General features: G+C 34.7%; 32 protein-coding genes and 4 pseudogenes. 26 read left to right on the top strand and 10 right to left on the bottom strand.

The annotated features are described in order from the left end of the window. Nucleotide 1: 1 nt before the first annotated feature. Complete coding sequence (locus tag EPK97_RS02460; RefSeq protein WP_162035008.1) at nucleotides 2-532, top strand: nucleoside/nucleotide kinase family protein; 531 nt, start codon at nucleotides 2-4, stop codon at nucleotides 530-532. Nucleotides 533-608: 76 nt separating this feature from the next. Here EPK97_RS02460 and EPK97_RS02455 read toward each other — a convergent pair whose 3' ends face one another. The 3 genes from EPK97_RS02455 to EPK97_RS02445 all read right to left on the bottom strand — a co-directional run bounded on the left by EPK97_RS02455 (nucleotide 609) and on the right by EPK97_RS02445 (nucleotide 2515). Beyond that, nucleotides 609-1229 carry a Yip1 family protein gene (locus EPK97_RS02455; RefSeq protein ID WP_162035007.1) on the bottom strand — a complete coding sequence of 207 codons (621 nt, stop codon included), beginning with the start codon at nucleotides 1227-1229 and terminating at the stop codon, nucleotides 609-611. Between the two features lie 322 nt (nucleotides 1230-1551). Further along, on the bottom strand, nucleotides 1552-1968 hold the full coding sequence (locus EPK97_RS02450; RefSeq protein ID WP_162035006.1) for a YhfM domain-containing protein: 417 nt from the start codon (nucleotides 1966-1968) through the stop codon (nucleotides 1552-1554). Nucleotides 1969-2302: 334 nt separating this feature from the next. Next, on the bottom strand, nucleotides 2303-2515 hold the full coding sequence (locus EPK97_RS02445) for a DUF4083 domain-containing protein (protein ID WP_240903665.1): 213 nt from the start codon (nucleotides 2513-2515) through the stop codon (nucleotides 2303-2305). Between the two features lie 511 nt (nucleotides 2516-3026). Here EPK97_RS02445 and EPK97_RS02440 point away from each other — a divergent pair. The 19 genes and pseudogenes from EPK97_RS02440 (at nucleotide 3027) to EPK97_RS22105 (ending at nucleotide 14930) form a co-directional block, all read left to right on the top strand. Then, nucleotides 3027-3554 carry a hypothetical protein gene (locus EPK97_RS02440; protein WP_162035005.1) on the top strand — a complete coding sequence of 176 codons (528 nt, stop codon included), beginning with the start codon at nucleotides 3027-3029 and terminating at the stop codon, nucleotides 3552-3554. A 180-nt stretch (nucleotides 3555-3734) separates the two neighbouring features. After that, nucleotides 3735-4085, top strand: coding sequence for a hypothetical protein (locus tag EPK97_RS02435; protein ID WP_162035004.1), 351 nt, complete (start codon nucleotides 3735-3737; stop codon nucleotides 4083-4085). A 15-nt stretch (nucleotides 4086-4100) separates the two neighbouring features. Next, nucleotides 4101-4373, top strand: coding sequence for a hypothetical protein (locus EPK97_RS02430; protein ID WP_162035003.1), 273 nt, complete (start codon nucleotides 4101-4103; stop codon nucleotides 4371-4373). Then, nucleotides 4370-4890: pseudogene (locus tag EPK97_RS21620) on the top strand (Holliday junction resolvase RecU). The gene EPK97_RS02430 and the pseudogene EPK97_RS21620 overlap by 4 nt, the downstream one beginning before the upstream one ends. Nucleotides 4891-4923: 33 nt before the next feature. Beyond that, nucleotides 4924-5109 carry a hypothetical protein gene (locus tag EPK97_RS02415; RefSeq protein WP_162035001.1) on the top strand — a complete coding sequence of 62 codons (186 nt, stop codon included), beginning with the start codon at nucleotides 4924-4926 and terminating at the stop codon, nucleotides 5107-5109. 34 nt (nucleotides 5110-5143) lie between these two features. Next, complete coding sequence (locus tag EPK97_RS02410; protein WP_162035000.1) at nucleotides 5144-5602, top strand: ArpU family phage packaging/lysis transcriptional regulator; 459 nt, start codon at nucleotides 5144-5146, stop codon at nucleotides 5600-5602. Nucleotides 5603-5808: 206 nt separating this feature from the next. Next, the gene (locus EPK97_RS02405) at nucleotides 5809-6267 is read left to right on the top strand and encodes a hypothetical protein (RefSeq protein WP_162034999.1); all 459 of its coding nucleotides are present in this window, start codon (nucleotides 5809-5811) and stop codon (nucleotides 6265-6267) included. Nucleotides 6268-6667: 400 nt separating this feature from the next. Further along, nucleotides 6668-7132 carry a hypothetical protein gene (locus EPK97_RS02400; RefSeq protein ID WP_162034998.1) on the top strand — a complete coding sequence of 155 codons (465 nt, stop codon included), beginning with the start codon at nucleotides 6668-6670 and terminating at the stop codon, nucleotides 7130-7132. Nucleotides 7133-7435: 303 nt separating this feature from the next. Continuing rightward, entirely contained in the window at nucleotides 7436-7894 is a 459-nt protein-coding gene (locus tag EPK97_RS02395) for a hypothetical protein (protein WP_162034997.1), read from the top strand. Nucleotides 7895-8182: 288 nt separating this feature from the next. After that, nucleotides 8183-8569, top strand: a complete 387-nt coding sequence (locus tag EPK97_RS02390; protein ID WP_162034996.1) for a hypothetical protein — start codon at nucleotides 8183-8185, stop codon at nucleotides 8567-8569. Nucleotides 8570-8906: 337 nt separating this feature from the next. Then, nucleotides 8907-9410, top strand: coding sequence for a hypothetical protein (locus EPK97_RS02385; protein WP_162034995.1), 504 nt, complete (start codon nucleotides 8907-8909; stop codon nucleotides 9408-9410). 183 nt (nucleotides 9411-9593) lie between these two features. Further along, nucleotides 9594-9947 carry an HNH endonuclease gene (locus EPK97_RS02380; RefSeq protein ID WP_162034994.1) on the top strand — a complete coding sequence of 118 codons (354 nt, stop codon included), beginning with the start codon at nucleotides 9594-9596 and terminating at the stop codon, nucleotides 9945-9947. A gap of 255 nt (nucleotides 9948-10202) precedes the next feature. Beyond that, nucleotides 10203-10689, top strand: a pseudogene (locus tag EPK97_RS02375) (IS110 family transposase); the annotation flags it as partial. Between the two features lie 415 nt (nucleotides 10690-11104). Further along, nucleotides 11105-11557, top strand: coding sequence for a hypothetical protein (locus EPK97_RS02370; protein ID WP_162034992.1), 453 nt, complete (start codon nucleotides 11105-11107; stop codon nucleotides 11555-11557). 418 nt (nucleotides 11558-11975) lie between these two features. After that, nucleotides 11976-12419 (top strand): hypothetical protein, encoded by a 444-nt coding sequence (locus EPK97_RS02365; protein ID WP_162034991.1) that lies wholly within the window; start codon nucleotides 11976-11978, stop codon nucleotides 12417-12419. A 149-nt stretch (nucleotides 12420-12568) separates the two neighbouring features. Further along, nucleotides 12569-13099 (top strand): phage terminase small subunit P27 family, encoded by a 531-nt coding sequence (locus EPK97_RS02360; RefSeq protein WP_162034990.1) that lies wholly within the window; start codon nucleotides 12569-12571, stop codon nucleotides 13097-13099. Continuing rightward, nucleotides 13099-14099: pseudogene (locus tag EPK97_RS02355) on the top strand (terminase large subunit domain-containing protein); the annotation flags it as partial. The gene EPK97_RS02360 and the pseudogene EPK97_RS02355, both read left to right, overlap by 1 nt. A 334-nt stretch (nucleotides 14100-14433) precedes the next feature. Further along, nucleotides 14434-14562, top strand: coding sequence for a YjcZ family sporulation protein (locus EPK97_RS02350; RefSeq protein WP_162034989.1), 129 nt, complete (start codon nucleotides 14434-14436; stop codon nucleotides 14560-14562). Nucleotides 14563-14798: 236 nt separating this feature from the next. Next, a complete protein-coding gene (locus tag EPK97_RS22105; protein ID WP_276609462.1) occupies nucleotides 14799-14930 on the top strand; it encodes a hypothetical protein in 132 nt (43 codons plus the stop codon). A 414-nt stretch (nucleotides 14931-15344) separates the two neighbouring features. Here EPK97_RS22105 and EPK97_RS02345 read toward each other — a convergent pair whose 3' ends face one another. After that, entirely contained in the window at nucleotides 15345-15890 is a 546-nt protein-coding gene (locus EPK97_RS02345; protein ID WP_162034988.1) for a hypothetical protein, read from the bottom strand. A gap of 164 nt (nucleotides 15891-16054) precedes the next feature. Then, complete coding sequence (locus EPK97_RS22500; RefSeq protein WP_162034987.1) at nucleotides 16055-16144, bottom strand: hypothetical protein; 90 nt, start codon at nucleotides 16142-16144, stop codon at nucleotides 16055-16057. A gap of 236 nt (nucleotides 16145-16380) precedes the next feature. Here EPK97_RS22500 and EPK97_RS21610 point away from each other — a divergent pair. From EPK97_RS21610 to EPK97_RS02330, 3 genes and pseudogenes are all read left to right on the top strand, one after another. Beyond that, a pseudogene (locus EPK97_RS21610) lies at nucleotides 16381-16524 on the top strand (oligopeptide/dipeptide ABC transporter ATP-binding protein); the annotation flags it as partial. Nucleotides 16525-16662: 138 nt separating this feature from the next. Then, the gene (locus tag EPK97_RS21605; RefSeq protein ID WP_240903663.1) at nucleotides 16663-16848 is read left to right on the top strand and encodes a hypothetical protein; all 186 of its coding nucleotides are present in this window, start codon (nucleotides 16663-16665) and stop codon (nucleotides 16846-16848) included. 308 nt (nucleotides 16849-17156) lie between these two features. Continuing rightward, the gene (locus EPK97_RS02330; RefSeq protein ID WP_162034986.1) at nucleotides 17157-17648 is read left to right on the top strand and encodes a hypothetical protein; all 492 of its coding nucleotides are present in this window, start codon (nucleotides 17157-17159) and stop codon (nucleotides 17646-17648) included. 553 nt (nucleotides 17649-18201) lie between these two features. On the opposite strand, the gene EPK97_RS02325 is transcribed toward EPK97_RS02330, so the two are convergent. The 3 genes from EPK97_RS02325 to EPK97_RS02315 form a co-directional block, all read right to left on the bottom strand. Next, on the bottom strand, nucleotides 18202-18747 hold the full coding sequence (locus EPK97_RS02325) for a hypothetical protein (protein WP_162034985.1): 546 nt from the start codon (nucleotides 18745-18747) through the stop codon (nucleotides 18202-18204). Between the two features lie 576 nt (nucleotides 18748-19323). Continuing rightward, nucleotides 19324-19878 carry a hypothetical protein gene (locus EPK97_RS02320; RefSeq protein WP_162034984.1) on the bottom strand — a complete coding sequence of 185 codons (555 nt, stop codon included), beginning with the start codon at nucleotides 19876-19878 and terminating at the stop codon, nucleotides 19324-19326. Nucleotides 19879-20384: 506 nt separating this feature from the next. Next, nucleotides 20385-20885, bottom strand: coding sequence for an ERF family protein (locus EPK97_RS02315; protein ID WP_162034983.1), 501 nt, complete (start codon nucleotides 20883-20885; stop codon nucleotides 20385-20387). A gap of 417 nt (nucleotides 20886-21302) precedes the next feature. Here EPK97_RS02315 and EPK97_RS02310 point away from each other — a divergent pair, with 417 nt between their 5' ends. Then, the gene (locus EPK97_RS02310) at nucleotides 21303-21470 is read left to right on the top strand and encodes a hypothetical protein (protein WP_162034982.1); all 168 of its coding nucleotides are present in this window, start codon (nucleotides 21303-21305) and stop codon (nucleotides 21468-21470) included. 116 nt (nucleotides 21471-21586) lie between these two features. On the opposite strand, the gene EPK97_RS21450 is transcribed toward EPK97_RS02310, so the two are convergent. Together EPK97_RS21450 and EPK97_RS02300 are read right to left on the bottom strand one after the other, a co-directional pair. Beyond that, complete coding sequence (locus EPK97_RS21450; RefSeq protein WP_205690216.1) at nucleotides 21587-21748, bottom strand: hypothetical protein; 162 nt, start codon at nucleotides 21746-21748, stop codon at nucleotides 21587-21589. A 784-nt stretch (nucleotides 21749-22532) separates the two neighbouring features. Further along, the gene (locus EPK97_RS02300) at nucleotides 22533-22802 is read right to left on the bottom strand and encodes a hypothetical protein (protein ID WP_162034981.1); all 270 of its coding nucleotides are present in this window, start codon (nucleotides 22800-22802) and stop codon (nucleotides 22533-22535) included. A gap of 112 nt (nucleotides 22803-22914) precedes the next feature. Between EPK97_RS02300 and EPK97_RS02295 the strand changes: the two genes are divergently transcribed. Next, nucleotides 22915-23409: a right-handed parallel beta-helix repeat-containing protein gene (locus EPK97_RS02295; protein ID WP_162034980.1), complete on the top strand. Its 495-nt coding sequence runs from the start codon at nucleotides 22915-22917 to the stop codon at nucleotides 23407-23409. A 236-nt stretch (nucleotides 23410-23645) separates the two neighbouring features. After that, complete coding sequence (locus tag EPK97_RS22310; RefSeq protein WP_162034979.1) at nucleotides 23646-24047, top strand: pectinesterase; 402 nt, start codon at nucleotides 23646-23648, stop codon at nucleotides 24045-24047. The last annotated feature ends 343 nt before the right edge of the window (nucleotides 24048-24390 follow it).

Raw genomic sequence — 24390 nt, 5'->3', positions numbered from 1 at the left:
ATTGTCCTCTTACTTTTCTTTTAAAGGTCCCATACTAAAAAAACATTCTCATTACATTTCTCACAGATACGGAGAAGCACGATTTGCTTTCGCTGAGTTAATGAAACGTTATGCCCACGAGTTATTCGGTGAACCTACAGAAAAGGACCACGATTTATACCAGTGGTTCGGACAAGCGATGAGAGAGCGTGATCCTAACATATGGATTCGAATGTGTTTCGATAGAATCGACCGATTAAGACCTCATGTACAATTTGATCATATTATTATCACGGATCTACGAATGCCTAACGAATTCAAGGCGTTGAAGGATCACGGCTATATGATTTTACGAGTCAATGCTTCGGAAGATCTTCGTATCAAACGGATGAAAGAGGCTGGTGATATGGAAGTTGACGATAGCAAACTTAAAGATATTCTCAATCACGATACCGAGAAGTACGTCGATACGTTTGCTGTTGATTATGACGTATATAACACGGGTTCGATTGATAGCTTACACAAACAAATTGATAGGATTATGAAATGTTAGATGTAATAAAATTAGAATTTTATCATATAAAATAATCTCCTATAAAATAAGGAGATTATAAACAAAGTCTAATTGTTTAAGTTAAAGCGATCAATGTAAATAATGCAAAACCAATCAACACAACAGATACTATTATAATTATCCAGATTATTATCATTGTACTTAACGCTCTCCATACTGAAAATTGATGAGCTTCAGATAAACACTTTAAACTTACTATGAATATCCATATTGAAATAGATATAGATAAAATCACAAAAGGTAGAACTGATAATTCAGGAGAGAAAGATGCAATTATCTGAAAGAACATAAATATTAAAGATGAGTAGATAGATGGGATATAAGTATAGCCAACAACATAACGCATCTCTTTTGTAGTACCTTTCCCACCTAAGATATCTCCTATCCATTTATAAAGGAGTGGAAGTAGATAGTAAGCAGCCGGTATAGCAATAACTGAAACAACAACAGAACGCCAAAATATTCCTATTACAAATGAATTTAGTATAAAGCCTTGAATTGAATAAATTAATGTGTCTATAAACATTACTAAACAGATCAACAAAAACACTTTACCTGGATCAGTGTCTAATATGTATCTCATTGTAGCACGGGGTTTAAACATAATTGTTGTCCAAGGATTTAATTTTACAACGGTTTTAGATTCAATTACTTCATTTTTTTGTTCGATGTCCAAGAATGATCAGTCCTTCATGTGAGTTTTGAAACAAAGTATATTATACCATTGTTTTTATAGTTTATAAGATAAAACTAGGATTTTATCCAAAGAAAGGAGATGAATTTATGTGGGGAATATGTGCCACTAACAGATCTTCAGGCTCACTCTGACAGAGTAGAATGGCAAGACAAGAATTTTAAGCATCAATGCAAAAAATGTGAAGAATGGATAATTCTTAGTGAAATTTATTGTGAAAAATGTAAATAAAATCAGAGTTTTATTGAAAGTAAATTAAAAACAGTAAGAAAAGACCCCATATAAGAGGTCTTCGATTAAAATATTATTGAATCAAGTCAATTAGCTGGTTAGTCATTTCTTCTGAAATGGAATAGATAGTGGATGTATCATCAATATTCATTAAGGTGCTTTTTTGTCCCTTTTCTCCTACCCATAAATGATAACCTTGCTTAGTCCCGTCTGTAAAAATGAATTCTAAATCAAACTGAGGATCGACCATATACACTTTAAATGCTTCTTTAACTGCTTTTAAGATGATATTTTTGAATATCTTAAGAGTTTCTTCATCTTCATATACTGTAAAAAAATCAGGGTTCACTTTACCGAAACCACTTGATTTAGAGATACTTACTTTTGATACTTCGGCATCTGCTAATCCGTTATTCCCATTTGATTGACACCCCAAAAGAATTGCAGAAATAAGAGCCATTGATAAAGCAAGCAAGATAATTTTTTTCATTTATTACAACCTCCTAAGGTATTGTTTTATTTTTCAACTTAGACGTAATAAATCATCTTAAGGTTACATATCATTAAAATTTTATCAAATAATTGTTTCATATCAAGTTTAATCATAAAACAGAGGTTTTATAGAATGGAGAAGAGACTTTATGAAGAGTAATTCAGATTGGCTTTATGAAGCTTTAAAAAGCATAGATGATAGTAAACGAGTAATCGCAATGGCTTTGAAGAGCGTTATAAAAGATTGAATGAAAAATATTAACCGAATAAAACAGAGATTCTATTGAAAATGAAAGGGGGATACAAGCTTATAAAATATCTTTATAAGCCAGTCAGTTTTTCTCCTGTTTTTCAAGTAATTCAATTACTCTATCAAGTTTCTTGCTAATTTCAGCATTATGTGTGACTTTGGTTGATGAGTTAATAAGCAGTCTTCGAATAAAAAGAACAAAAGAAACTACAAATAGGATGATTAGTAAATAAAATAGTAAAGGTAAAAATGTTAAAAAACCTACATTTACTGATGCTGAAGCAGTTAACATCATAATCAAATCTCCTTTTCATTTTGGCTAGGGATATAATAACATATTTAGATTAAATAGAACTATGATAAAATCAGGATTTTAACGAAGTAAATATATCTAAATTATTCCTCTTTTAAAGGGAAGATAGAAGTAAAAAGATTTTTATCATCAACTTCTTCAAAATATCCATTAATTTCAATATAAGGTTCATCGATCATTAAATCTGGATCACTCATTCCTTCAAACGGGGTGAAAAGACTTAAAATGATTTCTTCATTAGGTTTTATGTTTGATTTGTTTCACAAATAACGCAGTATCCGCACGGTGATTATGTAGATTTATTAGATGCGTTGTCTGGAGCGGTTGAGAACGTGGCGAAAGCGAAGAAGGTAGTTAGGGATAAACCGGGTTGGTTGTAGAGAAATGATAGTTAATTAGCGGAAATTTTGTAATAGAGCACAAGCGTCCATTCATAATGACAATAGAATTCATACAATACACTAACTAAAATTATGAATGAGAGGTGAATATTATGGGACATTTCGATGAATCCATATGTGATTGCTGCGTTTGCCCGATGCAATGTGTTTTGGAGCAGTTGGTGGGGGAAGAAGTTGCAATATTAATTTCTTCTCTTCCAGAAGCTGATCTTGATGGAACTTTAATTGCTGTCAATAACTTTATCGCTACTCTTGATTTGGAAGGCAATAATATTCAAATTGCAGTTAATGATATTTGTGCTGTTGGAGTTGAAGGTATATTTGATTTTAAATTAAAACCCATTAGAAAAAGCGTTGGGGAATGTTCGTGTACTGAAGATCCAATAACTAACGTAGCTAAATCTATGATCGGAGAATCGAAAGGTATTGCAGTTTGTAATATATTAACAACTGGGGTAATTATTGATGTTGGAGAAGGAATTGTTATTATGTCTATCGAAGGTATGGGAAGCGCTAATACAGCTGCCTTTTCTAGTTGTAAAATAGGGGCAATTACCCCTTTGCTTGAGGAGCAAAATTTCAAACAAAAAGGAAAATTTCCTCGATTTAAACAATCTTAAACCACATCTAAATGAAGAGAAATAGATGATTCACATTGTTCTGCCTATTTATTTGATGCAAATGAGTCTCTAAAAAGTATGAATCAAAGTGATATATTTGAACACATTATATTATGGGCGGTGGGCGCTAAACAGCGTCTTTTTCTTTTGCCCGAAAACACTTACGAAAGGAGAAAACGAATGTCAAAACTATTTGATTCTGGCGGACAATACCCTACAACGGACTCTATTGAACGTCTAGCCAAATATAAACGTGGTCGCAAGATATTTGACGGAAAACAAGCAGAAGTCTACGAACGTGCTTCGGAAATATTGAAAGACACACCACATGCAAACCAACTCAAGAAGCTTTATATCGCTGTAGAATTTGACAACATGTGGAAACAAGGGTTTTGCATTACAGATATAGCTAGAGCGTTTAAAAGAAAGCCAGATGACGTTGCAATATTAGTCATTGACCGCAGTAAGAAACAGAAGATTCAACCACGTTTTGGAGGAATGTACGGAAATCGAATGATTAAGAAAGGGTGAATGGAATGGAATGGAATGGAAATAATAGGTCAAGGAAAAGTTACTAAATCAGGTCTTAGAGAGCTGATTGTTAAAACAACGAATGAAGAACTAAGGTTACTCACAGAAAATCCAAAAGACTACAGGCAAATGCTGAATATTGGGGATGTAATCGAGGTCAGTAAAAAACATGGAATGTACAAAGCAATTCAACGATGTGGAGATTTATATATCTACGCTCTAGATAAGCATAGGGATGCAATTATAGATACTGGATTAGTTGATGTGAAGAAAGGTGACGTGGAATGACCTACGCTAACCGAGGAATGGGGTTTGAACAAATGATAGATTACACCAATGCCATGTATGAACGTAAGGGACAAGCTGTAATCAATAAACGTCCAACACCTGTAAAAATACTTGGAATGAGTGGTAGCAGGATATCAGGGTTTCTTGAAAAGCCATCAACAGTGGACTATGACGGAACATATCAAGGACTTTCAATTGTGTTTGAAGCGAAGTCAACAAAGCAACTTAATAGATTCCCACTCTCTAACATTGAGGATCACCATTTGAGTATTTAGAGAAATGTCATAGACATGGAGCGATTAGTTTTATCCTAATTTCCTTTGATAAACACAGAACGATATACCTCATGCCTTTTATCACTCTCAAACACTATTGGGAGGTTAGGCAGAAAGGAAAGCGAGGAACACAAAGTATAACCCTTGAAACACTAGACGTAAATGCGTACCCAATCGATCAAGGGAAAGTGCCCGTTGATTATTTAAAGATTGTGGATCAGGTTTGGAAATTAATAGCATGAATTTCATAGAAGAGTTGGAAGGAGTGAAAGAGGTTGGGTGATACAAATCAAGAAATAGAAAAATTAAAACAAGAAGCTAATAGCCTTGGTATTCATGGGTTATATCGTATGTTAAAGAAGCATGAGGAGTTATTAGATAGACACTATAGGGCTATTGATGCTTTTGCAGATGGGGCAACATATAAAGCGTGTCGTATTATGAGAGGGTATGATAACTGAAAGTGGAAAAGCATTTGTTCTAGGAGGGTGGGATATGGCTGAACAACAACAATTAAACTTTGAATTACCAGAGATAGATGCAGAATTGACAAGGGAAGCAGTAGAGGAAGTTCTATCAAATTGCCTTTTGTACAAAACAATAGAGTATCAAGAAAAAGAAGCGAACCTTACACCTGCATATATATTCAAAGAACACCAATCAACAAATAAAAAAAGCGACTCAACAGCAGATATTGCTATAGAGAATGTAGACGAACCAGAAAGACGTAGAAGGTATGTAGCATGGGTTGAAAGGGCAGTTAATAGATTAAGTGCAAAAGAAAGGCAGCTCATCATAGAACGTTATTTAAAAGATCAGTATATATATGATCACCATGTGTACTATGGAGAAATGGAAATCAGTCCAAAGAAATATAAAGCAATAAGGGAAAGAGCATTCTATAAACTAGCATTCATTCTAAAGGTAGAGGTAAGAATTGAAAAATGCCAATGAAATGCCAAAAGATTAACAATAAAATGCCAAAGGAATGCCAACGATTTGGATTCTGAAATGATATTATTATATTGTGAGATACAAAGGAAGGGCGCACATAAGCGCTCTTTTTACATTCCAGCCCATAGATAAGAGTCCAAGCAAATTCATTAAATTGTTCATAAGATAGGATGAACGAATAATTAAAGAAGTTGGGAGGTTATTTTATGGGTTTAAACAAAGGACCTTTTGTTGTAGCTGATACGGTTTCAGTTGAGGGAAGTCCATATACTATGCAAACTGAAGGTGTAGTTTCTCTTCCTTCAGATGGCACACCTATTGATGTCCTTTCCGTCGATGTATGTGTACATGGATCACAAGTGTGTATTGATTCAATGATTCAAGTTGCTGTAGGGATGTCTAATTTTGGGAATACAACATTTTCAGTTAAATATGATATTCTTCGAAATGGTGATTGTATAGCAACTATAAATGATGAGATGGACTATGAAGCAGTACCTGCTGATGGAAGACATACAAATTTTCCAAGCATTCCAGTAGTGGATGAAAATCCGGTTTCTGGATTGAATAAATATGTTCTTAGATGTACAAATCAATCACCACTACCATTTCCAAATGTATTCATAGGATCACGCAGTCTAAAAGCCTCAGTTATACCAATATAGACTTAAGTTTAAAAATAAAATTTTATGATTAAACGGTTAGCAGAAGGGCTAGAAATACGTTCTTTTTTTGTTTGGGAAACAGGGGGAGGGAAGCAGGATGATAAAAAAGAGAACGACTAGTTTTTACGCCTATTTTTTCGCTTATCCGCATTTGCACAATCAAACAAGGTTTGAGCAGCATAAAGTATATGGATAATAAAATTTTATTTTTAAACTGTGATCTATAATGTGAACACGCTTTTAGACTTCTGGATGCAGTCAAAGAAACTTAAGACCAAGGAGCTTTTAAAGTTTCTTGGTTTTTTGTGTAAATGTCTAGGGATATCAGTCCAAGCAACTTCATTAGATGGTTCATAAGATATGGTGAACGGACAATTTAAGAAGTTGGGAGGTAGATTTTATGGGACTAAAACAAGAACCTTTTGTTGTAGCTCAAAGTTTTTCAGTAGTTGATCCATATGATCCAGATGATCCAAATATAATTGATTTAAGTAATACTCTCGATCCTAAAACCGTAGCTACCGTCGATGTATGTGTTAAAAATCCCCAGAAAACACAAGTATCAATTGATTCAATGGCTCAAATTGCTGTAGGTGCTACTCAATCATCCGAAACTTTTAAAGTAACATATGAAATCATGCGCAATGGAACTACTATTGCAACGATCAATGATGAAATGGATTATGTTCCAACAGGATCATTTCCAGATGCTGGAAGACATACAAACTTTCCAAACTTTCCAGTCTTAGATAATAACCCAAGTGCTGGAATCAATACGTATGATCTAGTGTGTACAAGGCTATCAGCTACATCTTTTATTTTTGTCGCATCTCGAAGTCTGAAAGCAACAGTATTTACATTATAGAATACAGTTTGAACATTAGATTTTATTGTTAATAGGAAGGGCGCTGATTGCGCTTTTTTTGTTGGGAAAATATCATCCATTGTGCTAGGGGAGGGAAGCAGGGTGATAAAAAGAAAGTCCCTACTAAGAATACTCTTAATAAGGACTAGTACAGACAGCTTGCTTTTATATTATCCCAATTATCAATTAAAATATAACAGTTGGTTTTTTACATTTCAGCCCATAGATAAGAGTCCAAGCAACTACATTAGATTGTTCATAAGATAGGGTGAAGGATAATTTAATGAGTTGGGAGGGGATTTTATGGGTATTAAAGATGAACCTTTTGTTGTGGCTCAAAGTGTTTCGGTAGAAGGAGATCCTTATAATACTGATACCGAAGGAGTTATTTTACTTCCTGATGATTCTATTCCTAAAGTTGTTCTTTCGGTAGATGTGTGTATTAAACAACCAGAAAGAACTCAGGTATGCATTGATACTATGGCTCAAATTGCTGTAGTAGGTATTACTTTTCTTAGTAATCCTATTGATATGACATACGAAATTCACCGTAATGGAAATAGAATTGCAATTATCAATGATCAAATGGAATTTGCGTCTAATGCTCCTGGAGCTAGGCATACAAACTTTCCTAACTTTCCGATTTTAGATAATAACCCTTATGCTGGAATTAATACTTATGATCTTGTATGCACAGCGGTAACCGGCTTTAATAATTTCGTTGCATCCCGAAGCCTAAAAGTCACAGTATTCACAGTATAGATTGTTTAAAAATAAAATTCTATTCTTAAACGGTTTAAAGAAGGACTAATTGGTCTCTTTTCATCCATTGTGCTAGGGGAGGGAAGCAAGATGAATAAAGAGAGAATATTTTGTAACTTTACGCAGATGTCTATATGACATCAGTCCAAGCAAATGTATGAGATGGTTCATAGGATAGGATGAAGATATTAAACGGAGAGAGGGGTGAATCTTATGGGTTTAAATAAAGGACCCTTTGTCGTAGCTGATACGGTTTAGGGTAGCCCTTATAGTTTTACTGATCCAAAAGTGATTCAGCTTGATGCACTCAATACCCCTACAGTTATACTCTCTGTCGATGTGTATGTCAAACAACCGCAGAGAACACAGGTATCACTTGATTCAATGGCTCAAATTGCTGTAGATGGTAATAATACTGGTGCAACGACTTTTGAAGAGACCTATGAAATCCTGCGTAATGACGTTGTCATTGCCACGATTAATGATTTAATGGATTATGAAGGAGCTAACTTTGGAAGACATACAAACTTTCCAAACTTTCCTTTAGTGGATGATAATCCAAGTGCCAGAATCAATAAGTATGAGCTCAGAGTTACAAGGGTTGCACCAGATACAGGGGTGATATTTATCTTTGTTGCATCTAGAAGTCTCAAGGCAACTGTATTTACTGCATAGATACTAGTTTGAAAATAAAATTTTATGTTTAAACGGTTAACAGAAGGGCGCACATAAGAGCTCTTTTTTGTTGGAAAAATAAAACAATGAGGTGTTCAATTGCGTCTATTTATTCCACGTATCCGCATTCGCACAATCAAAAGGATATTAAATAACATACAGTATAAAGAACCGATTGAAAATAAAAAATTTTATTGTAAACTGTAACAGGAAGGGCGCTAGTATGGCGCTCCTTTTTGTATTTATGCCCATAGATAAGAGTCCAAGCAAATTCATTAGATTGTTCATAAGATAGAGTGAAATGGTATTTTAATTTAAAAAGTTGGGAGGTAATTTAATGGGACTAAAAAAAGGACCTTTTGTTGTTGCTCAGACATTTTCAGTAGAGGATGCATATGGGGGAACAGGTGCAATTACTCTTGCTGCTGACGGTGATTCTGAAATTGTAGCTACCGTCGATGTATGTATTAAAGAACCACAGAAGACACAAGTATCACTTGATTCAATGGCTCAAATTGCTGTAGGTGGTACTCCTCCCCCTCCTCCTGCTCCTCCTTCTGTTGCATCTGACCCAGTAATTTTGAATGTCTCTGTAACTTTTGAAGTGAGATATGAGATCCTGCGTAATGGTAATGTCATTGCAACGATCAATGATGAAATGGATTATGAAGGTGTAGCTGCTGGAAGACATACCAACTTTCCAAACTTTCCTATAGTAGATGATAATCCAAGAGCTGGAATCAATACGTATGATCTCAAAGTTACAAGGGTTTCAACAAGTTTTGTAGATGATATTTTTGTTGCATCACGAAGCCTAAAAGCAACAGTAATAACATTATAAATAACCGTTTAATAATAAAATTTTATTATTAAACGGTTAACAGGAAGGGCGCTGATATAGCGCTTTTTTTGTTGGGAAAATATCATCCATTGTGCTAGGGGAGGAAGTAGGATGAAAAAATAAATTATTGACCAAGGATATTATGAAATGACCTTACAAAGATTGAGAGGAAGATAAACAATAGTGCCATCTAAACCAAAGAAACCATGTAATCAACCAAGCTGTTCAAAACTCACAAGAGAAGCTTATTGTGATGAACACAAGAAAGATAGTAACCAATACTATGACAAATATATAAGAGAAAAGAAGAGTAAAGCCTTCTATCAAAGCAAGGAATGGAAGATTGTAAGACAGCAAGCATTAACTAGAAATCATCACCTATGTCAGTATTGTTTAAAACAAAGACAAATCACACCTGCAGATATGGCGGATCACATTACACCGATCAAAGATGATTGGTCATTAAGGTTAGTATTAAGTAATCTACAATCATTATGTAATAGCTGTCATAACAAAAAGACAGCAGAAGAGAGATAACGGAGATAAAACAAAAACATACTAAGATTAGTAGTGCAGACCAAGGCATTGGTTCGCACTACTATTTTTTATATAGTAGAAGTGAAGAATAGATCGAGGTACTGTTTTGGATCATGAATCCGTGACGAAAACTGGTCTACTTCACTACCCTTATTAGAATCAGGTTTAAGTATGTTGGATCCACTGAGATCGTGTATAAGAAATGGGAATCGATAAGGATAGAGTGAAGCTTGAAAATAACAAAGGAGAATGAAAATGAAACATGTTATTGCTTTTGATGTTAGTATGGGGAAAAGTTACATGGTTATTTATAGTCCATTTAAAGAATGTGTGATCGAAAAAGAAATAAAGCATAATCGTCCTGAATTTCTCAAGTTAAAAAAGACGATTGAAGACTTGATCGATGCTTATATGGAACAACCACATATTGTATTTGAAGCCACTGGAGTCTATTCAAGACAACTCGAACGTTTCATGCAGGAAAACGTGTTCTCTTATTATCTATTGAATCCATTAGAGTCGAAAATGCAATGTGATTCTCTTCGAATTCATAAAACAGATCGGAGTGATGCTCATCAACTTGCTCTTACCCATTTTTACTAATGAGCGGAGGGAATACGTAGCAGAAAATGAGGTTTACCGCCAATTAAAAAGATGTTCAAGGCATTATGCAGAATTGGACGATGAGCTGAGTATTGTTCGAAACCGAATGCATAAGGTGATTCAAGAAACCTTCCCTGATTAAAAATGCAACCCTATAACAAATGTCATAAGGTTGCATCCATTGCATGTGTAAACAAACTGTTAAAGACAATCTTTTATCTTGTTACACATCGTTTAAACTATGACTACAGGTTCGCAGCCTCATCATAGTTATACATATAACTTTAACATAAAGAATCCTAGTGCAAAAATAGTAATCTAGCTAGGTTTATTTGTGCTTTTCTCAAAAACTAACTATTTAGATAAATTCATTCCTAATCATAAGTTTTAAGTAAGTAGCACGATATTTATGGATTTTTAAGAGTGAATATGAAAATCAAGAAAGTACCATGTATAGTCGCCAATTAGCAGTTTTTTTGCTCTATAGTCCAGTCAAAACTTCATTCTAACCCATACAATATCTTAACTAATAATTAATAAGGAGTTGTTTAAAGATGGGCGTTTTTGATGAATCCAAGTGCGACTGCTGCATCTGTCCGATGCAGTGTGTTTTGGAGCAGTTGATTGATGAGACATTAAGCATAGTTACTCTTAGCGATGGAAATTTGGTTGAAGTTACGATAAATGAGGTTAAGGATTTTTTGTTATTTACGTCAAAAGGCACTTTTCCTATATGCCAAATTACAGTGTTATTCATAGAGGAAAACGCTTCTAAGTTACCTAAATTGAAACCAATTAGGAAAAGTACAGGAGAATGTGCTTGTTGTGAAGACCCAATAACAAATTTATTAAATAATACTTTTAAAGGTCAAGTGGTCGATATTAAAGTCAGACCAAATAATAATATTATCAATGCACCTGTCTTCGAAGTAGGGGAAGGGATTGTAAATATAAATAATAGAATATATATATCCACATGTGCAATAACAACTGTCACCCCAAAATAAAAACGGTTCCCTAATAATTAACCTTGACTTAATTTAAAAAGAGAGTACTTGGATAGTCCCTTTTTAGTGATATTGATCTTCAAGAATATGGCGCATTAATTGATGAATAAAATAGGAAGAAATGATCAAAATTTTATTTTGAGCCAGCCATAAAAATATTAATCTTTAAATGTACTTGACTAATCGTAAGAAAGTTCCTTCTCATCATAATAGAGAAGAAACTTATTATAAAAGGATGATCTAATGGGTGTTTTGACAAAAACCATCTGTGATTGGTGTACTTTCATCTTATGACATTCCATCCCATATTGACACTGACAAGTGCGGATTTATGATCTCCTAAGACATAAGTCCAATCATGTAGGCAATCCCATTCATAAGATATCTCATCAAATAAAATAAGAAGGAGATGATCCATATGGGACATTTTGATGAGACTATATGTGACTGCTGTGTTTGTCCGATGCAATGTGTTTTGGAGCAGTTGGTGGGGTTAAATGTTGAAATATTTACTCTTAATGGTCGAAGAACAGGTACTTTAATTGATGTCGATAATTTTATCGCTGTTCTAGATAATAGGGAATTTCCAATTCATAATATTTGTGCTGTTTCGACTTATAGTCCATTTGATTTCAAATTAAAACCCATTAGAAAAAGTGTTGTGGGAGAATGTTCGTGTACTGAAGATCCAACAACAAAATTAGCAGAATCTAAGATAGGATCGTTTGAAGGAATTAGAGCTGGTGAGTTTATAAATAATGGAACAATTAGTGATGTTGGAGAAGGGATTGTCATTTTATCTTCTGGTGGGACAACAGCTATATCTAGTTGTAAAATAGAAGAATTCGGTGTATTTGCTTAATAAGTATAGGTTGTGCCACAAATTTTTAATTTATTTAAGAAAGGGCAGGGGGGGTATGAAAAAGCCTATCATATCGGGCTTTTAAACCGACTACCCCTTTTCTTTATATAAAATTCCCTAAATGAAATTTTTTGAGAGGAGGAAATAGTATGGCAAGACCAAGGCAACCCGTAGACTTGCTTCTCTACAAAGGGAATAAAAATTTAACGAAAGAAGAGATTAAAGAACGAAAAAAGCAGGAAATAAAAGCACCCAGTGATAAAATTAGAGCCCCTGCTCATCTTCCTAAAGAGCTAAAACGTGAATTTAAGAAAATAGCTGACGAGTTAATGAGAATTGGCATCCTGAGTAATCTTGATGTGGATGCATTAGCTCGTTATTTAATTTCTAAGACATTGTATTTAAAAATATCGGATCAGCTTTTAGAAAGAGATCCTATATCACAAATGGAAATCCCGATTAAGGATGATGAGGGTAACGAGATCGGTACGAGAATAGAAGAATACCCTAGTGGATTGTTTGCGTCCTTAACCAAAACCCAAGATAAATACTTTTCACAATGTCGTGCCGCAGCTTCTGATCTTGGTCTTACGATTTCCTCTAGGTGTAAATTAGTGATCCCCAAGCAGGAAGTGAAAGAACAAACAAAGCTAGAAAAAGATTTTGGGGGAGATGTTTAATGTTAGACCTGAAGCAATGGATGATCCACTATTGCCACGATGTCATAAAAGGTGAGGTCGTCGCTTGTCAAAAACATAAATGGTCTTGTATGAGGTTCTTACGAGATATAGAGAAGGAGGGAACAGATGATTTTCCTTATGTTTTTGACGAAGATAAGACCATTCGTTTTTTCAAATGGATGCATTTATTTAGGCATACAAAAGGCATACTCAGAGGGAAACGAATTGAACCCCATGAGATTCAAGTGTTCATATTCGGGAATATCTACGGTTGGATTCATCGAGACAAAGGATACAGGCGTTTTAGAAAGGCGTATTGGCAAGTGGAACGTAAAAATGCAAAGTCACAAAGCCTTGCCACCGTAGGAACTTATGAGCAAATGGCCTTTGGTGAGAACATGTCAGAGGTGTATATTGGAGCTACAAAGTCAGAACAAGCCAAGATTGTTTGGAATGAATCAGCAGCGATTTTAAAAGGATGTCCAGATCTAGAGGGGAAATACAAGATTGCTTATGGGAAAATCACACACTTAAAAAGTGATTCCATCATGAGGGCGTTATCGAAAGAAGATCGAAAGATAGGAGATGGATTAAATCCTCAGTGTGGGATTATCATGAATACCATGCACATGAAACGGATGAGATCATTAATATACTAGACTCAGGTATGATTGCAAGAGCACAGCCACTACTTATGATCATCACAACCGCAGGGAACGACTTAAATCATCCATGTTACCGAGTGGAATATGATTATGTTTCACGCTTGCTTCACCCAGATGATCCAGCAGAGAATGATTCCTACTTTGCTATGGTCAATGAACTGGATAAAGACGAGGATGGAAACTTGATGGACGATATCAGGGATGAAAAAGCGTGGTTAAAAGCAAATCCTATCGCTTGCTCCTATGATGAAGGTGTAAAAAACATAAGGGAAAGACTCAAAGAAGCACTGGATAAGGATGAAATGATGGATGATTTTCTCACGAAAAACATAAATTTTTGACTTAAAAGTTACATGGCACGCTTTATAAAAAGGTAAAAGAAATTAAAGATTCATGCTAACAGGCTTGGTAAAGGTAAAATAGCACATTTTTAAACAAGCAAGTCACTTGTCTATACCAAATGAAGGGTATGAACATAGAATATATCACCTCCTAGTAATAGGAGGGTTGTATCCACTCATAGAATCTCTCTACGGAAACCTCACTATTTAATGTAGTGGGGTTTTAAACTATTAAAAATGTGTACTTGCCCTAAGATACCCGTCCAATCAAAGTAGATTCTCTGAACATAGTATATAGTACATCATATTATAGAAAGGAGGGATTAACATGAGTGGACACAGTGGTTCTGGAGCTGCATTAGTTCTAGTCCTTTTCATTCTTTTGGTTATTATCTTATTAGCTTCTTGGATTCAACCAGGATGCGATGTGATCCAAGGCGGCCCTTTTGTTGGTTAGGACACTAGTTGGATTCAACAAACACGACCTACAATCAATATGGGTGACGCTGGGCGGCCCCACAGCTTTTAAGTCTATAGATAATCAACTAGCGCTCATTTATCAAACTCTAAACCTCACTATTTAATATAGGGGGTTTTAATCTATCAAAAATTTGTACCTGCCTGAACACCAGTCCAATCAAAGTAGATTATTTAACATAGTATATAGTACATCATAGTGAAAGGAGGGATTCTATGGGTAAGCATAGTTCTGCTACAGGTGCAACTATTGTACTGGTACTATTTATACTCTTAGTTATTATTTTAATTGGTAGCCTCTACCAGTCTCTTGATCTCACCTTTGCTCGTAAAAATCTGACACCATAAAGTAAATTTCCTAATATAGTATATATTTACTCAATTACGTAAGGTGGAAAATAAAATGAATGAACTTATACAACTATATCTGGAAACAATCGTGTTTTCACTTATATCTTTAATATCAACTTTGGTGGTAGCAGCATTAATTGAGTTAAGGGATAAGCTTTATCCTGGATACAGTCAAAAACAAATAAAGAACAAAGAGAGCTTCTTCAAAAAATAAGTGAGGAAGCTTTTTCTTATGCTGAAAATGTATTTATGGAATCAAAAGGACCACAAAAACTGGATGCTGCTTTTGTATATGTGAGCTCAAGACTTAAAGGAATAAGTTTACAAGTGATGAAATTAAAGCAACCATTGAAAAAGCAGTATTGGATTATAATTCTAAAATAAAATAAATATACCCCTTCCCACTGGCTTTTAGGTAACTGGTGGGAGAGTGGTTCTTCTTGAAAGTCTAGACGGATCATTAATTTGTTGTTGGGTTATTGGAATAACCCTTGTTATTGTACATGTGGAGTAAATATCAAAAAAAAGGCTAATTCCATTTTCAACTCCTACAAGAATACCTTCACCTACACCTAGGATTTCGTTTGTGAATGGTACATCTGGACCAATGAATTCAACTTCGAAAGTATTTCCGATTTCAAACTTTAATAAATTTGTCATAGGGTCTTCACAACAAGCACACTCCCCTTTACTATTTTTTCTTATAGGTTTTAAAGCAGATAATGCTGTGGTAATTATCGTATCTGTAGGATTCATAATTTCTACATGAGTAATTTGACATACTGGAATATCTCCATCAGTAGTTGATACAATGAAATCATTAACACCAGAAATAGTTGTAGGAATATTATTAACAGGTGTATCAATCTCCAAACCCTCCACTCCAACCAACTGTTCCAAAACACATTGCATCGGGCAGACGCAGCAGTCACATATGGATTTATCAAAAACGCCCATAGTTAACACGTCCTTTTAAGTTTTTAATATTGTATGAGATTTAATGTTGTTTTGACTGCACGTGTACCTATTCTCAAAAATTGTGCTCTTGCACATATCCTTCTACCTCTTATATAATAAGAACGAATGTTCTAAAAGAGGTGAAAAAAATGAAAAAAAATAAACTAACCGAAGGTAGTATCTTTTAATTCACTATGACTATTATACTTCCTAATCCATTTCCTGAGGACAGATGTATCCGATATTTCATACATTCTAGCAACCTCACGTATAGAATACTTACCAGACAGACAATCTTGTGTTTCCATTCCAAAATTGTTGTATGGTGCACGTTATATATTGACTCAAGTTCATTTGTTGAATAATGATCCTCTAATGCCTTTAATATCTCGTATTTTTCTTCTGCAGAGTAAGATCTTTTAGACATAATAAATACTCCCCCATAAGTAGCCAGATTTTTGTATTTAATCTGTCTACCTAAAGGGGAGCATTTGGAGATCCGCTTCATCCTTATTCAGAAGGTCTTATTGAATCCGTTCCATCTATCGATGGAGAGGTTTCTAGATTACAATCGATTGAAGGAAATGTTCCTCCCCCTGAGAATTTACCACAGGGTTGCCGCTTTGCTCCTAAGTTAGAAGCAGGTGGAGGAGAGCGATTCACTAGTGACGGTTCTATCATTTATCTTGACAAATATTCAGCAATTTTGTACGACGTTGATAAAGCTTACCGTGACGCGTTGGATGATTTTAAAGACTTTGAGGTTCCCCGAATGATTGGAGAAGATACAAAGATTCAACGCTCCCATGATACGTTTCAGCGTACTGAATGGATTTTGTTCGGTGGTAAATTGGAAGTGGATGCGAAGAAGGAAAATCAACCTGTTGATAAACGATTTGCGGAAAGTAAAAGCATTAAAGAACTAATTGAATTGAAGAAAGAATTAAACTCCGAGTAATTCAAGGATTCACTATTGACCCCATACGGGGTCTTTTTTTTATTAATTTTAAATAACGCCGTCACAGGAGTCGTTATTTAAAATGCATTGGAAAAAGATTGTAGAGCGATATTATCCTAAATATTATACGGTTGACCAAGTAATGGTGTATGTTTAAAGGCAAAAGATTACTGAAGCAGAGTATTTGGAAATTACGGGTGAAGAGTATGTAGAATAATTAGCACAATTTTATTTATACAATATACACGTCCAGTCAAAATGTTGTTTTTACTCATACAATATAAAAAAACTTGAAAGGACGTGTGAACATGGGACATTTTGATCGAACAATCTGTGATTGTTGTGTCTGTCCTATGCAGTGTGTTTTGGAGCAGTTGGTGGGAGAAACGATAAGAGTAGCAACACTTGTAGGAGTCATAGATAATGTAATGCTTTTAGACGTCAAAAGTTTTATTGCTTCTACTTCAGAAGGAGAATTACCTATATGTAATATTTCTGGAGTAGAATTCATTGGAGTTGATATCGCACTAGCACTAAAACCGATACAAAAAAGCACGGGAAAATGTTCATGCTGTGAGGGTCCTATTACAAACTTAGCAAATTCTTTAATTGGACAGATTGTAGATATCGAATTTATAAATTTTATTGGGTCTGGTCGTATTCGTGATGTTGGTGAAGGTATTATTTGCTTTCAAGATTTTGTAATATCTTCTTGTTTTACCACTAAAATTATACCAGTTGCAAGTAGCGTTAGTTTATCAGAAAGAACAAATTCAAGTTTTTGGAGCAGAGAAACATAAAGTATAACAAAACAAATACTCCCCCACTAGCTACCTAAGCTAGCTAATCCAGTGGGGAATATAATAACTAAAGCTTCTTCAGTAAATGGAGATGTTTTCTTTACGATAGAATACCGATTTTACAGGATGAAAAGTGAGAAGTTTTTGAACAAGCAACATCTTCTGATTTAAACTTACATTCTACAATCGGTCATCATCAAGTACAGAAGGTTTTGACTTAAAAGTTACATGGCACGCATTATAATAACAAGCTTGGTAAAATAGCACATTTTCAAACAAGCAAGTCACTTGTCTATACCAAATGAAGGGTATGAACATAGAATATATCAACCTCCTAGTAATAGGAGGGCTATATCCACTCATAGTATCTCTCTACGGAAACCTCACTATTAGTTGTAGTGAGGTTATCTACATAGTTTTGCTACAGGAACTGCAATTGTATCGGCACTTAATCCATCATATGTTTCTATTAGTGTTTTGATTGAGCGCTTGTAGTGGATATATTAAATTGTGGTTTTAACTATGTATGAGAAATCCTGTACTAAGTACTGGTTTAGGTAGATAGTGGGGGAGTGATTTTTTTAAAATAAAATGAATTAGATAGCCTATTTGGATCGTTAATTTGTTGTTGGGTAAGTGAAGTAATCCTGGTTATTGCACATGAAGAAATAAAGTCAGTTCGATTTGGATTATCAATATTTCTTCCTACAACAATACCTTCGCCAACATTTATTATTCCATCATCAAATGTATCCCCTTCATTATTAATAAATTCAATTTCAACAAATTTACCAATCAATGACTTTGCTAAGTTTGTAATAGGGTCTTCGCAACAAGCACATTCTCCTTTGCTTTTTCTTATAGGTTTTATATTTACTGGAATGTTAGGGTCAAAGATTGCAACTAAAGAAATTTGACAAATTGGAAAATCACCTTTATTTGTGAATGCTATAAAATCTTTTACTTGGTTAATATTTACACCATCTTCAAAAAATGTCGGAGTTACAATCCCTACATTATCAACACCTATCAACTGCTCCAAAACACATTGCATCGGACAGACGCAACAATTACACTTAGACTCATAAAATACGCCCATGTGATCACATCCTTTTTAGTTTTTAATAATGTATTCATGTTGGTATTGCTTCGACTGGACGTGTACCTAATTCTTAAAAATTGTACTCTTGCATATCTCCCCGTACCTCTTATATAATATTATATTTCGACAGTTATCAGATTCCATGATGGAAGAGTCTTAGATCACAAATGAATTGTTTACTTCATTTGGAAAAATCACCTAAACAGTTATATCATGAATTGTAGAATAGTGTTAGATCGTCCTCATCATATCTTCTTGAAGTAACTATGATGATTACTAGAAGGATAGAGCAATTGGACACTGGGTTTTGGTTGGACTGGTGTCATAGTGCAAGTACATATTTTTGATAGTTATTAATATTGTTGAACCTTTAATATTTCTAGTATTAGGAGTAGCAACTGGTATTTTTATGTCGCTCTTACTGATCTCAAACAAGCTATTTTAGTTGGGATTGTAATGGGACTTGCTGCAAGTGGTTTGTGGTCAGGTGTGAAGAGTACAGTTCAGAAGTAAGTATAATCCCCACTGGCTTAAGTAACAGCTGGTGGGGGAAAAGGATAGAAAAAGTCCACCTTACAGTTGAAAACTTGGTGGCGCTGGTGGAGGTGGTGGAGGTACAATAGGAGGTCCTATAGCGTCCAACAAGCATGTAGAAGTTATGCTAAAGGGCGTTACAGAGCCAGTTCCCATATCAATATTTTCCAATAAAACGATTCCTTCTCCAACAGCCTTTACACCTGCTGATAAAATGCCGCTAGGTCCTCCACCAGAAGGTATAGATATGTTCGTCCCAATCTTATCTACTAGCAAATTCGTCATTGGATCTTCACAACATACGCATTCTCCAACGACGTCCTTTCGAATGGGCTTTAATTTAAAATCAGTTGGGAGAGTTAGAAAACCAACTGTAATGATTTGACAGATTGCGATGTCTATTCCCTCACTTGTCGTTACAATAAAATCCTTGACTTCTGTTAGCGTAAAAGACACAGCCGGGGCAGTTGGGAGTATAGCACCAAGTGTAGTGACGATGACAGTTATCTCTGTTTGAGCATCAGCCAACTGCTTTAAAGCACACTGCATAGGACAGACGCAGCAATTACAGATTGACCTGTCGAAATGTCCCATAAGCTTCACCTCCTTTTTCAATTTGATGAGTTATTGTATGCTCAAAATAAATAGTCTGATTGGATATATACCTTAAGTTCTACAAAATCCACATATGTCTGTGTCATTTTGTTGTCTGCTGTATAAGTTACAAGTAAGCAATCACAAATGAGTTTTCAAAAGTCTCATGCCTCAACGAAAATAAAAAGTCCCTCCGCTAAATTTTAGTGAGAGGAGCTTACTTTGAACAATCTTCACAAAGGGGAATATAAATTCTATTATTTTCAATGGTATTATTTTGGCCGTGTTGGGGTATTTATCCATCCAAAATGTTCTTATAATGTACAACATTTATTGGGCAGATGACGGTAAAATCGATCGATGCTATTATATGGAGATATAGTTTGGATCATCATCACTGCCACGGGCGACATAAAAATTTCATCGGCTGCCTCTGAATCATAATCACGTGTTGATAAACTTTGATTAGACTCAAAAGATCGCATTTAAAAACCTAAGATCCTTTGCTACACCTTCTTTTGGAAAATTATGTCGCCAGACTCGGGTACATTAGTTAATTTCTTTTCCCGTTCTTCCTTTTGCTTTCTCTGTTTCTTATCTAATTCAGCAGGTGAAACCTTGTCCAGTTCTTCCCTCGTTGCTATGGCGAATGAACGTAAGAATAAATATTTAAACGCACAAGTCATGGCTTTTCCTACCCCTTTATCTTGCATATCCACCCCTGTTCCAGAACTAACCAATATTTCACTTTCACCCGTTTCTGCATCAACAATCTTGTATTTCACATCTACCGTTGTGAGATTTCCTTCTTTTCGATGTTGTTGCTCAATCGGGAATACAACTAATTTATTTTCTACTAATGCAGCTCTCACAGCGCCAGTTACCTTTTCTTCTGTAATGGCTTTATATTTTGTAGTCTTGTACTCCACCTTGTCATCTTTTTGAAGATAAGAAACCGCAATCATGACATTGATCATTTTCTGATACAAACCTGTTTTATTCCCCATGCTAACCCTCCTTTATGTTTGTTTAGATTAGTATATGAGCATCCAATACAATTGACCTGTATATTTGTAAGGGGTTAAACACCCAATTTTAACCCCTCTAAAAGAGGCATCGTCAAGTTAACCGAGAGAAATCCATCCAAAATGTACTTATTATATACATGAAAAAAACTTAATGGATTGGATTTGTACGGAAATCATTATATCTGGGTAAATTGAATTGGTTTTTTTGACTGAACGTCTGTACCCCAAATATAATGAGAACAAACGTCCTATAAGGTGATTTCATTGCTTACTGACCTAGAAAGAAAAGTATTGCGTATCTTTTATAATTCCACTCACTCAAAACGTAGAATGCCAACTATACTAGAACTAGAAATAAAAACAGGTAAAAACTAATTAGTAAAGGGGATAATTAATATGAACACATTTTTAGAAAGAATTAAACAACCACATATTTTATTTATGGTTGCTGCCCTTATATATCAGGGATTAGAATATTTCGGATATGGGATCGAACAAGAAACGTTTGAAATGACCGTTGATGTATGTGATAACATTTCTATTGTTTGGTGTGATAGTTTATAAATCTGATAAGAATAAGTTGATATAGAGAAATAATCCCCACTGGTTTAAGTTAGTGGGAGAGTGTAATTCTATTTTTGAACTTTGGTAGCTTATATTCGTATACAAGAGATTCACAACTAACCGAGAACAGTGCTTCCTTCTAACGAAGTTCCTAGAGAAATTCCCCCTGACGTGCTATATCCTGAACGTCTACTTAAAGCTAAAAGTATGATTACTAATAGAATGAAAAGTACCAGAACAATTGCTACACCAGTAGCAAATCCACTGTGTTCACTCATAATCTCAACCCCTTTCTATATATGATGTAGTACATACTATGTTAGGAAATTCTACTTTGATTGGACGGGCATCCTAATTGAATTTATTATTGGTTTCCCTAAGCGGGAAAACCTAAAATGACACCGCCCCAACTCACTAATACTATGACTAAAAGAATAAATAATACTAAAACCACTCCAACATTTTTAAATAAACTCATGGGGTTCACCTCTTTCATTATTTAAGATAATACATTCTATGTTAAGAAATCTATTTTGTTTGGACTACAATCCATCAAACATTATTCCCCATGAACCAAATAAAATGATCACTAAGAGTATAAATAGTACCAATACAATAGTTGTACCTGTAGCAAAACTACTATGTTTACCCAATAGAATCATCCCTCCTCTCAAAATGATGTAATATATACTATGTTTAGAGAATCTACTTTGCTTGGACTGGTGTTCTAGTGCAAGTACACATTTTAAGTCTTCTACTTATAATAGAAATGATATATTGCAGTGCACTTAATGAATTTGTATAGACGAATATCCTAGTACAAGTACACATTTTTAATAGTTTAAAACCCCACTACACTAATAGTGAGATTTTCTACATAGATTTGCTACAGGAACTGCAATTGTATTGGTACTTACTGCATGTGACAGTTTATAATTCAAATAAGAATAAATTGATATAGAGAAATGACCCATCCTCAAAAAATAGGAGTGAATGTTCTGTTAGAGGTGAATAATAATGAAAGAAAATAAACTACTTGCCAAATGTATGATTAAAGAATTACTACCTCAAGCCCTTCTTACCTTTGACAAATTGAGTCGCAGTAAAAACGATGGGACCCATTAAGACAATATCAAACATTACATCCTCTTCTGCGAAAGCAACTAATTGATAGGTAACATCTTTTTGTAATTCTGAAATCGCATCAACAAATTGTTGAGAGAAAATTTGACCAAAATTATCATTTGTAAGAGTATCAGGAGATATTTCTGTAACCGCAGTGTATATATCTGTTTGATTTTTTTGTATTTTACGGGTTACTAATACATCCATCTCACCAGGATTGTTCAGATGGAAAATACCATTTAACCAAATTTGATCCCCTGGTTTTAAGCAGTCAAAAGTTACTTGAGCAATGATGGTTGGGTTATTAGGGGCTTCTGAAATGGCTCCCTCGTTAGAGAGTGCAAATACGATCGGTATTGATATTCAAAATTCATCCATGGTAACAATTGAAAAACTTACAGTTCAAAATTTTGAAGGTAACGGTATTTTGATTCAAACAAGTGATAATATCGTAAATCAAGTAAAATCGATAAACAATCAAAACAATGGAATGGAAATTGCCTTAAATGCTGAAAGAAATTTAATTATTGAATCTGAAGCAAGCTTTAATTCAAGCAATGTAAATTTACTCGTAAATGGAATTCAAGTGAATGGAGATCAAAATTATTTTGTAAAATGCAAATTCATTGGAAATTTTGATGAAGGGTTAGAGTTGAACAGTTCCAACAATCTAGTGTTTTTGAATCTTGCAAAAGAGAATGGTGACGATGTATTTTCACTCTTGAACAGAGCTCAGGTTTCAATTTATTTATATGCAATCAGGCTATTAGAAATGGTGATGATGGATTTGAAATTTTCACGGATAATAATTTAATTTTATGGAACAAAGCTTTATGTAATGATGAAGAGGGGATTGATTTTGGTAATAGCAATTTAGTTTGGGGGAATGATGTACTATGTAATATTGAGAGTGGCCTTGATTCGGATAACAACAATAATCGAATTATCCGAAATAAAGTCGTAAGAAATGGGGTTCAACAAGAGGAGGATAGCGGAATTAATATCTTTGGGGTTGAGAATATAGTAGACAATAACTGTGTCGAGAACAATGTGAACGCAGGGGTATTTATAGGTGAATTTGCTATAGATAGCGTTATCCGATCTAACAATGTAAGAGGGAATAACTCAGATATTGAGGATAATGGAGTTGACACCGTATTCGACGATAACAAATGTACAACAAGCGATCCAGCTGGCTTATGTCGGATCAATAATGAAGTGATAGTAATTGAGGGTGAGAGTATTCAAGCAGCCATTGATGCGGTGACAACAACCGAAGGCTTTACGATTCGAATTGGCGTAGGAATCTTTAACGAAGCTATTACTGTTCCAGCAAACAAAGATCGTATTCGAATTATTGGAGCAGGTGAGGAAAAAACAATGATCGAAGGAAATGATCTTGGCAATGTGATTGGAATAAATATAGATGGTTCTTCCTTTGTCACCATCTGAAATCTTACGGTACAAAATTTTGAAAACGTTGGAATCCGCGTGGATACATGTGATAATATATTGAATTGTGTAAATATACTTAACAATTCAAATTATGGAATAGAGATCACTGGACCTTCTCAACGAAATATAGTCATTGATTGTGAATCAAGTGATAATAGAAATGGATCGATTGGAATTCGTATCTTTGGGGAGCACAACCGGGAGTAGGTATCTGTTTTAAGTTTGGACTAGACCCTACAAAATTTATTATCGGTCATCATATTCTTGATCCACAGCGTAAAACAGACCCACAAAACGCACTTTCAAAAATGGATAGTTCTTATGATCAATTGCTCCAGGA

It is taken from the genome of Chengkuizengella sediminis (assembly GCF_010078385.1).
GTDB lineage: Bacteria > Bacillota > Bacilli > Paenibacillales > KCTC-33759 > Chengkuizengella > Chengkuizengella sediminis.
The sequence above is the reverse complement of the archived record's forward strand: the minus strand, read 5'-3'. Positions and strand labels throughout refer to the sequence as shown.

What these genes read in the sequence shown, in the direction of transcription:
- EPK97_RS02325 (WP_162034985.1), bottom strand. Translation starts at nt 18,747, where the DNA reads ATGGGCGTATTTTATGAGTCTAAGTGTAATTGTTGCGTCTGTCCGATG.
- EPK97_RS02295 (WP_162034980.1), top strand. Translation starts at nt 22,915, where the DNA reads ATGGCTCCCTCGTTAGAGAGTGCAAATACGATCGGTATTGATATTCAA.
- EPK97_RS21450 (WP_205690216.1), bottom strand. Translation starts at nt 21,748, where the DNA reads ATGAGTGAACACAGTGGATTTGCTACTGGTGTAGCAATTGTTCTGGTA.
- EPK97_RS02360 (WP_162034990.1), top strand. Translation starts at nt 12,569, where the DNA reads ATGGCAAGACCAAGGCAACCCGTAGACTTGCTTCTCTACAAAGGGAAT.
- EPK97_RS02430 (WP_162035003.1), top strand. Translation starts at nt 4,101, where the DNA reads ATGGAAATAATAGGTCAAGGAAAAGTTACTAAATCAGGTCTTAGAGAG.
- EPK97_RS21605 (WP_240903663.1), top strand. Translation starts at nt 16,663, where the DNA reads ATGATTGGAGAAGATACAAAGATTCAACGCTCCCATGATACGTTTCAG.
- EPK97_RS02445 (WP_240903665.1), bottom strand. Translation starts at nt 2,515, where the DNA reads ATGATGTTAACTGCTTCAGCATCAGTAAATGTAGGTTTTTTAACATTT.
- EPK97_RS02385 (WP_162034995.1), top strand. Translation starts at nt 8,907, where the DNA reads ATGGGACTAAAAAAAGGACCTTTTGTTGTTGCTCAGACATTTTCAGTA.
- EPK97_RS02450 (WP_162035006.1), bottom strand. Translation starts at nt 1,968, where the DNA reads ATGAAAAAAATTATCTTGCTTGCTTTATCAATGGCTCTTATTTCTGCA.
- EPK97_RS02410 (WP_162035000.1), top strand. Translation starts at nt 5,144, where the DNA reads ATGGCTGAACAACAACAATTAAACTTTGAATTACCAGAGATAGATGCA.
- EPK97_RS22500 (WP_162034987.1), bottom strand. Translation starts at nt 16,144, where the DNA reads ATGTATGAAATATCGGATACATCTGTCCTCAGGAAATGGATTAGGAAG.
- EPK97_RS02395 (WP_162034997.1), top strand. Translation starts at nt 7,436, where the DNA reads ATGGGTATTAAAGATGAACCTTTTGTTGTGGCTCAAAGTGTTTCGGTA.
- EPK97_RS02440 (WP_162035005.1), top strand. Translation starts at nt 3,027, where the DNA reads ATGGGACATTTCGATGAATCCATATGTGATTGCTGCGTTTGCCCGATG.
- EPK97_RS02365 (WP_162034991.1), top strand. Translation starts at nt 11,976, where the DNA reads ATGGGACATTTTGATGAGACTATATGTGACTGCTGTGTTTGTCCGATG.
- EPK97_RS02370 (WP_162034992.1), top strand. Translation starts at nt 11,105, where the DNA reads ATGGGCGTTTTTGATGAATCCAAGTGCGACTGCTGCATCTGTCCGATG.
- EPK97_RS02435 (WP_162035004.1), top strand. Translation starts at nt 3,735, where the DNA reads ATGTCAAAACTATTTGATTCTGGCGGACAATACCCTACAACGGACTCT.
- EPK97_RS02300 (WP_162034981.1), bottom strand. Translation starts at nt 22,802, where the DNA reads ATGGATGTATTAGTAACCCGTAAAATACAAAAAAATCAAACAGATATA.
- EPK97_RS22105 (WP_276609462.1), top strand. Translation starts at nt 14,799, where the DNA reads ATGGGTAAGCATAGTTCTGCTACAGGTGCAACTATTGTACTGGTACTA.
- EPK97_RS02315 (WP_162034983.1), bottom strand. Translation starts at nt 20,885, where the DNA reads ATGGGGAATAAAACAGGTTTGTATCAGAAAATGATCAATGTCATGATT.
- EPK97_RS02345 (WP_162034988.1), bottom strand. Translation starts at nt 15,890, where the DNA reads ATGGGCGTTTTTGATAAATCCATATGTGACTGCTGCGTCTGCCCGATG.
- EPK97_RS02350 (WP_162034989.1), top strand. Translation starts at nt 14,434, where the DNA reads ATGAGTGGACACAGTGGTTCTGGAGCTGCATTAGTTCTAGTCCTTTTC.
- EPK97_RS02405 (WP_162034999.1), top strand. Translation starts at nt 5,809, where the DNA reads ATGGGTTTAAACAAAGGACCTTTTGTTGTAGCTGATACGGTTTCAGTT.
- EPK97_RS02330 (WP_162034986.1), top strand. Translation starts at nt 17,157, where the DNA reads ATGGGACATTTTGATCGAACAATCTGTGATTGTTGTGTCTGTCCTATG.
- EPK97_RS02310 (WP_162034982.1), top strand. Translation starts at nt 21,303, where the DNA reads ATGAACACATTTTTAGAAAGAATTAAACAACCACATATTTTATTTATG.
- EPK97_RS02400 (WP_162034998.1), top strand. Translation starts at nt 6,668, where the DNA reads ATGGGACTAAAACAAGAACCTTTTGTTGTAGCTCAAAGTTTTTCAGTA.
- EPK97_RS02320 (WP_162034984.1), bottom strand. Translation starts at nt 19,878, where the DNA reads ATGGGACATTTCGACAGGTCAATCTGTAATTGCTGCGTCTGTCCTATG.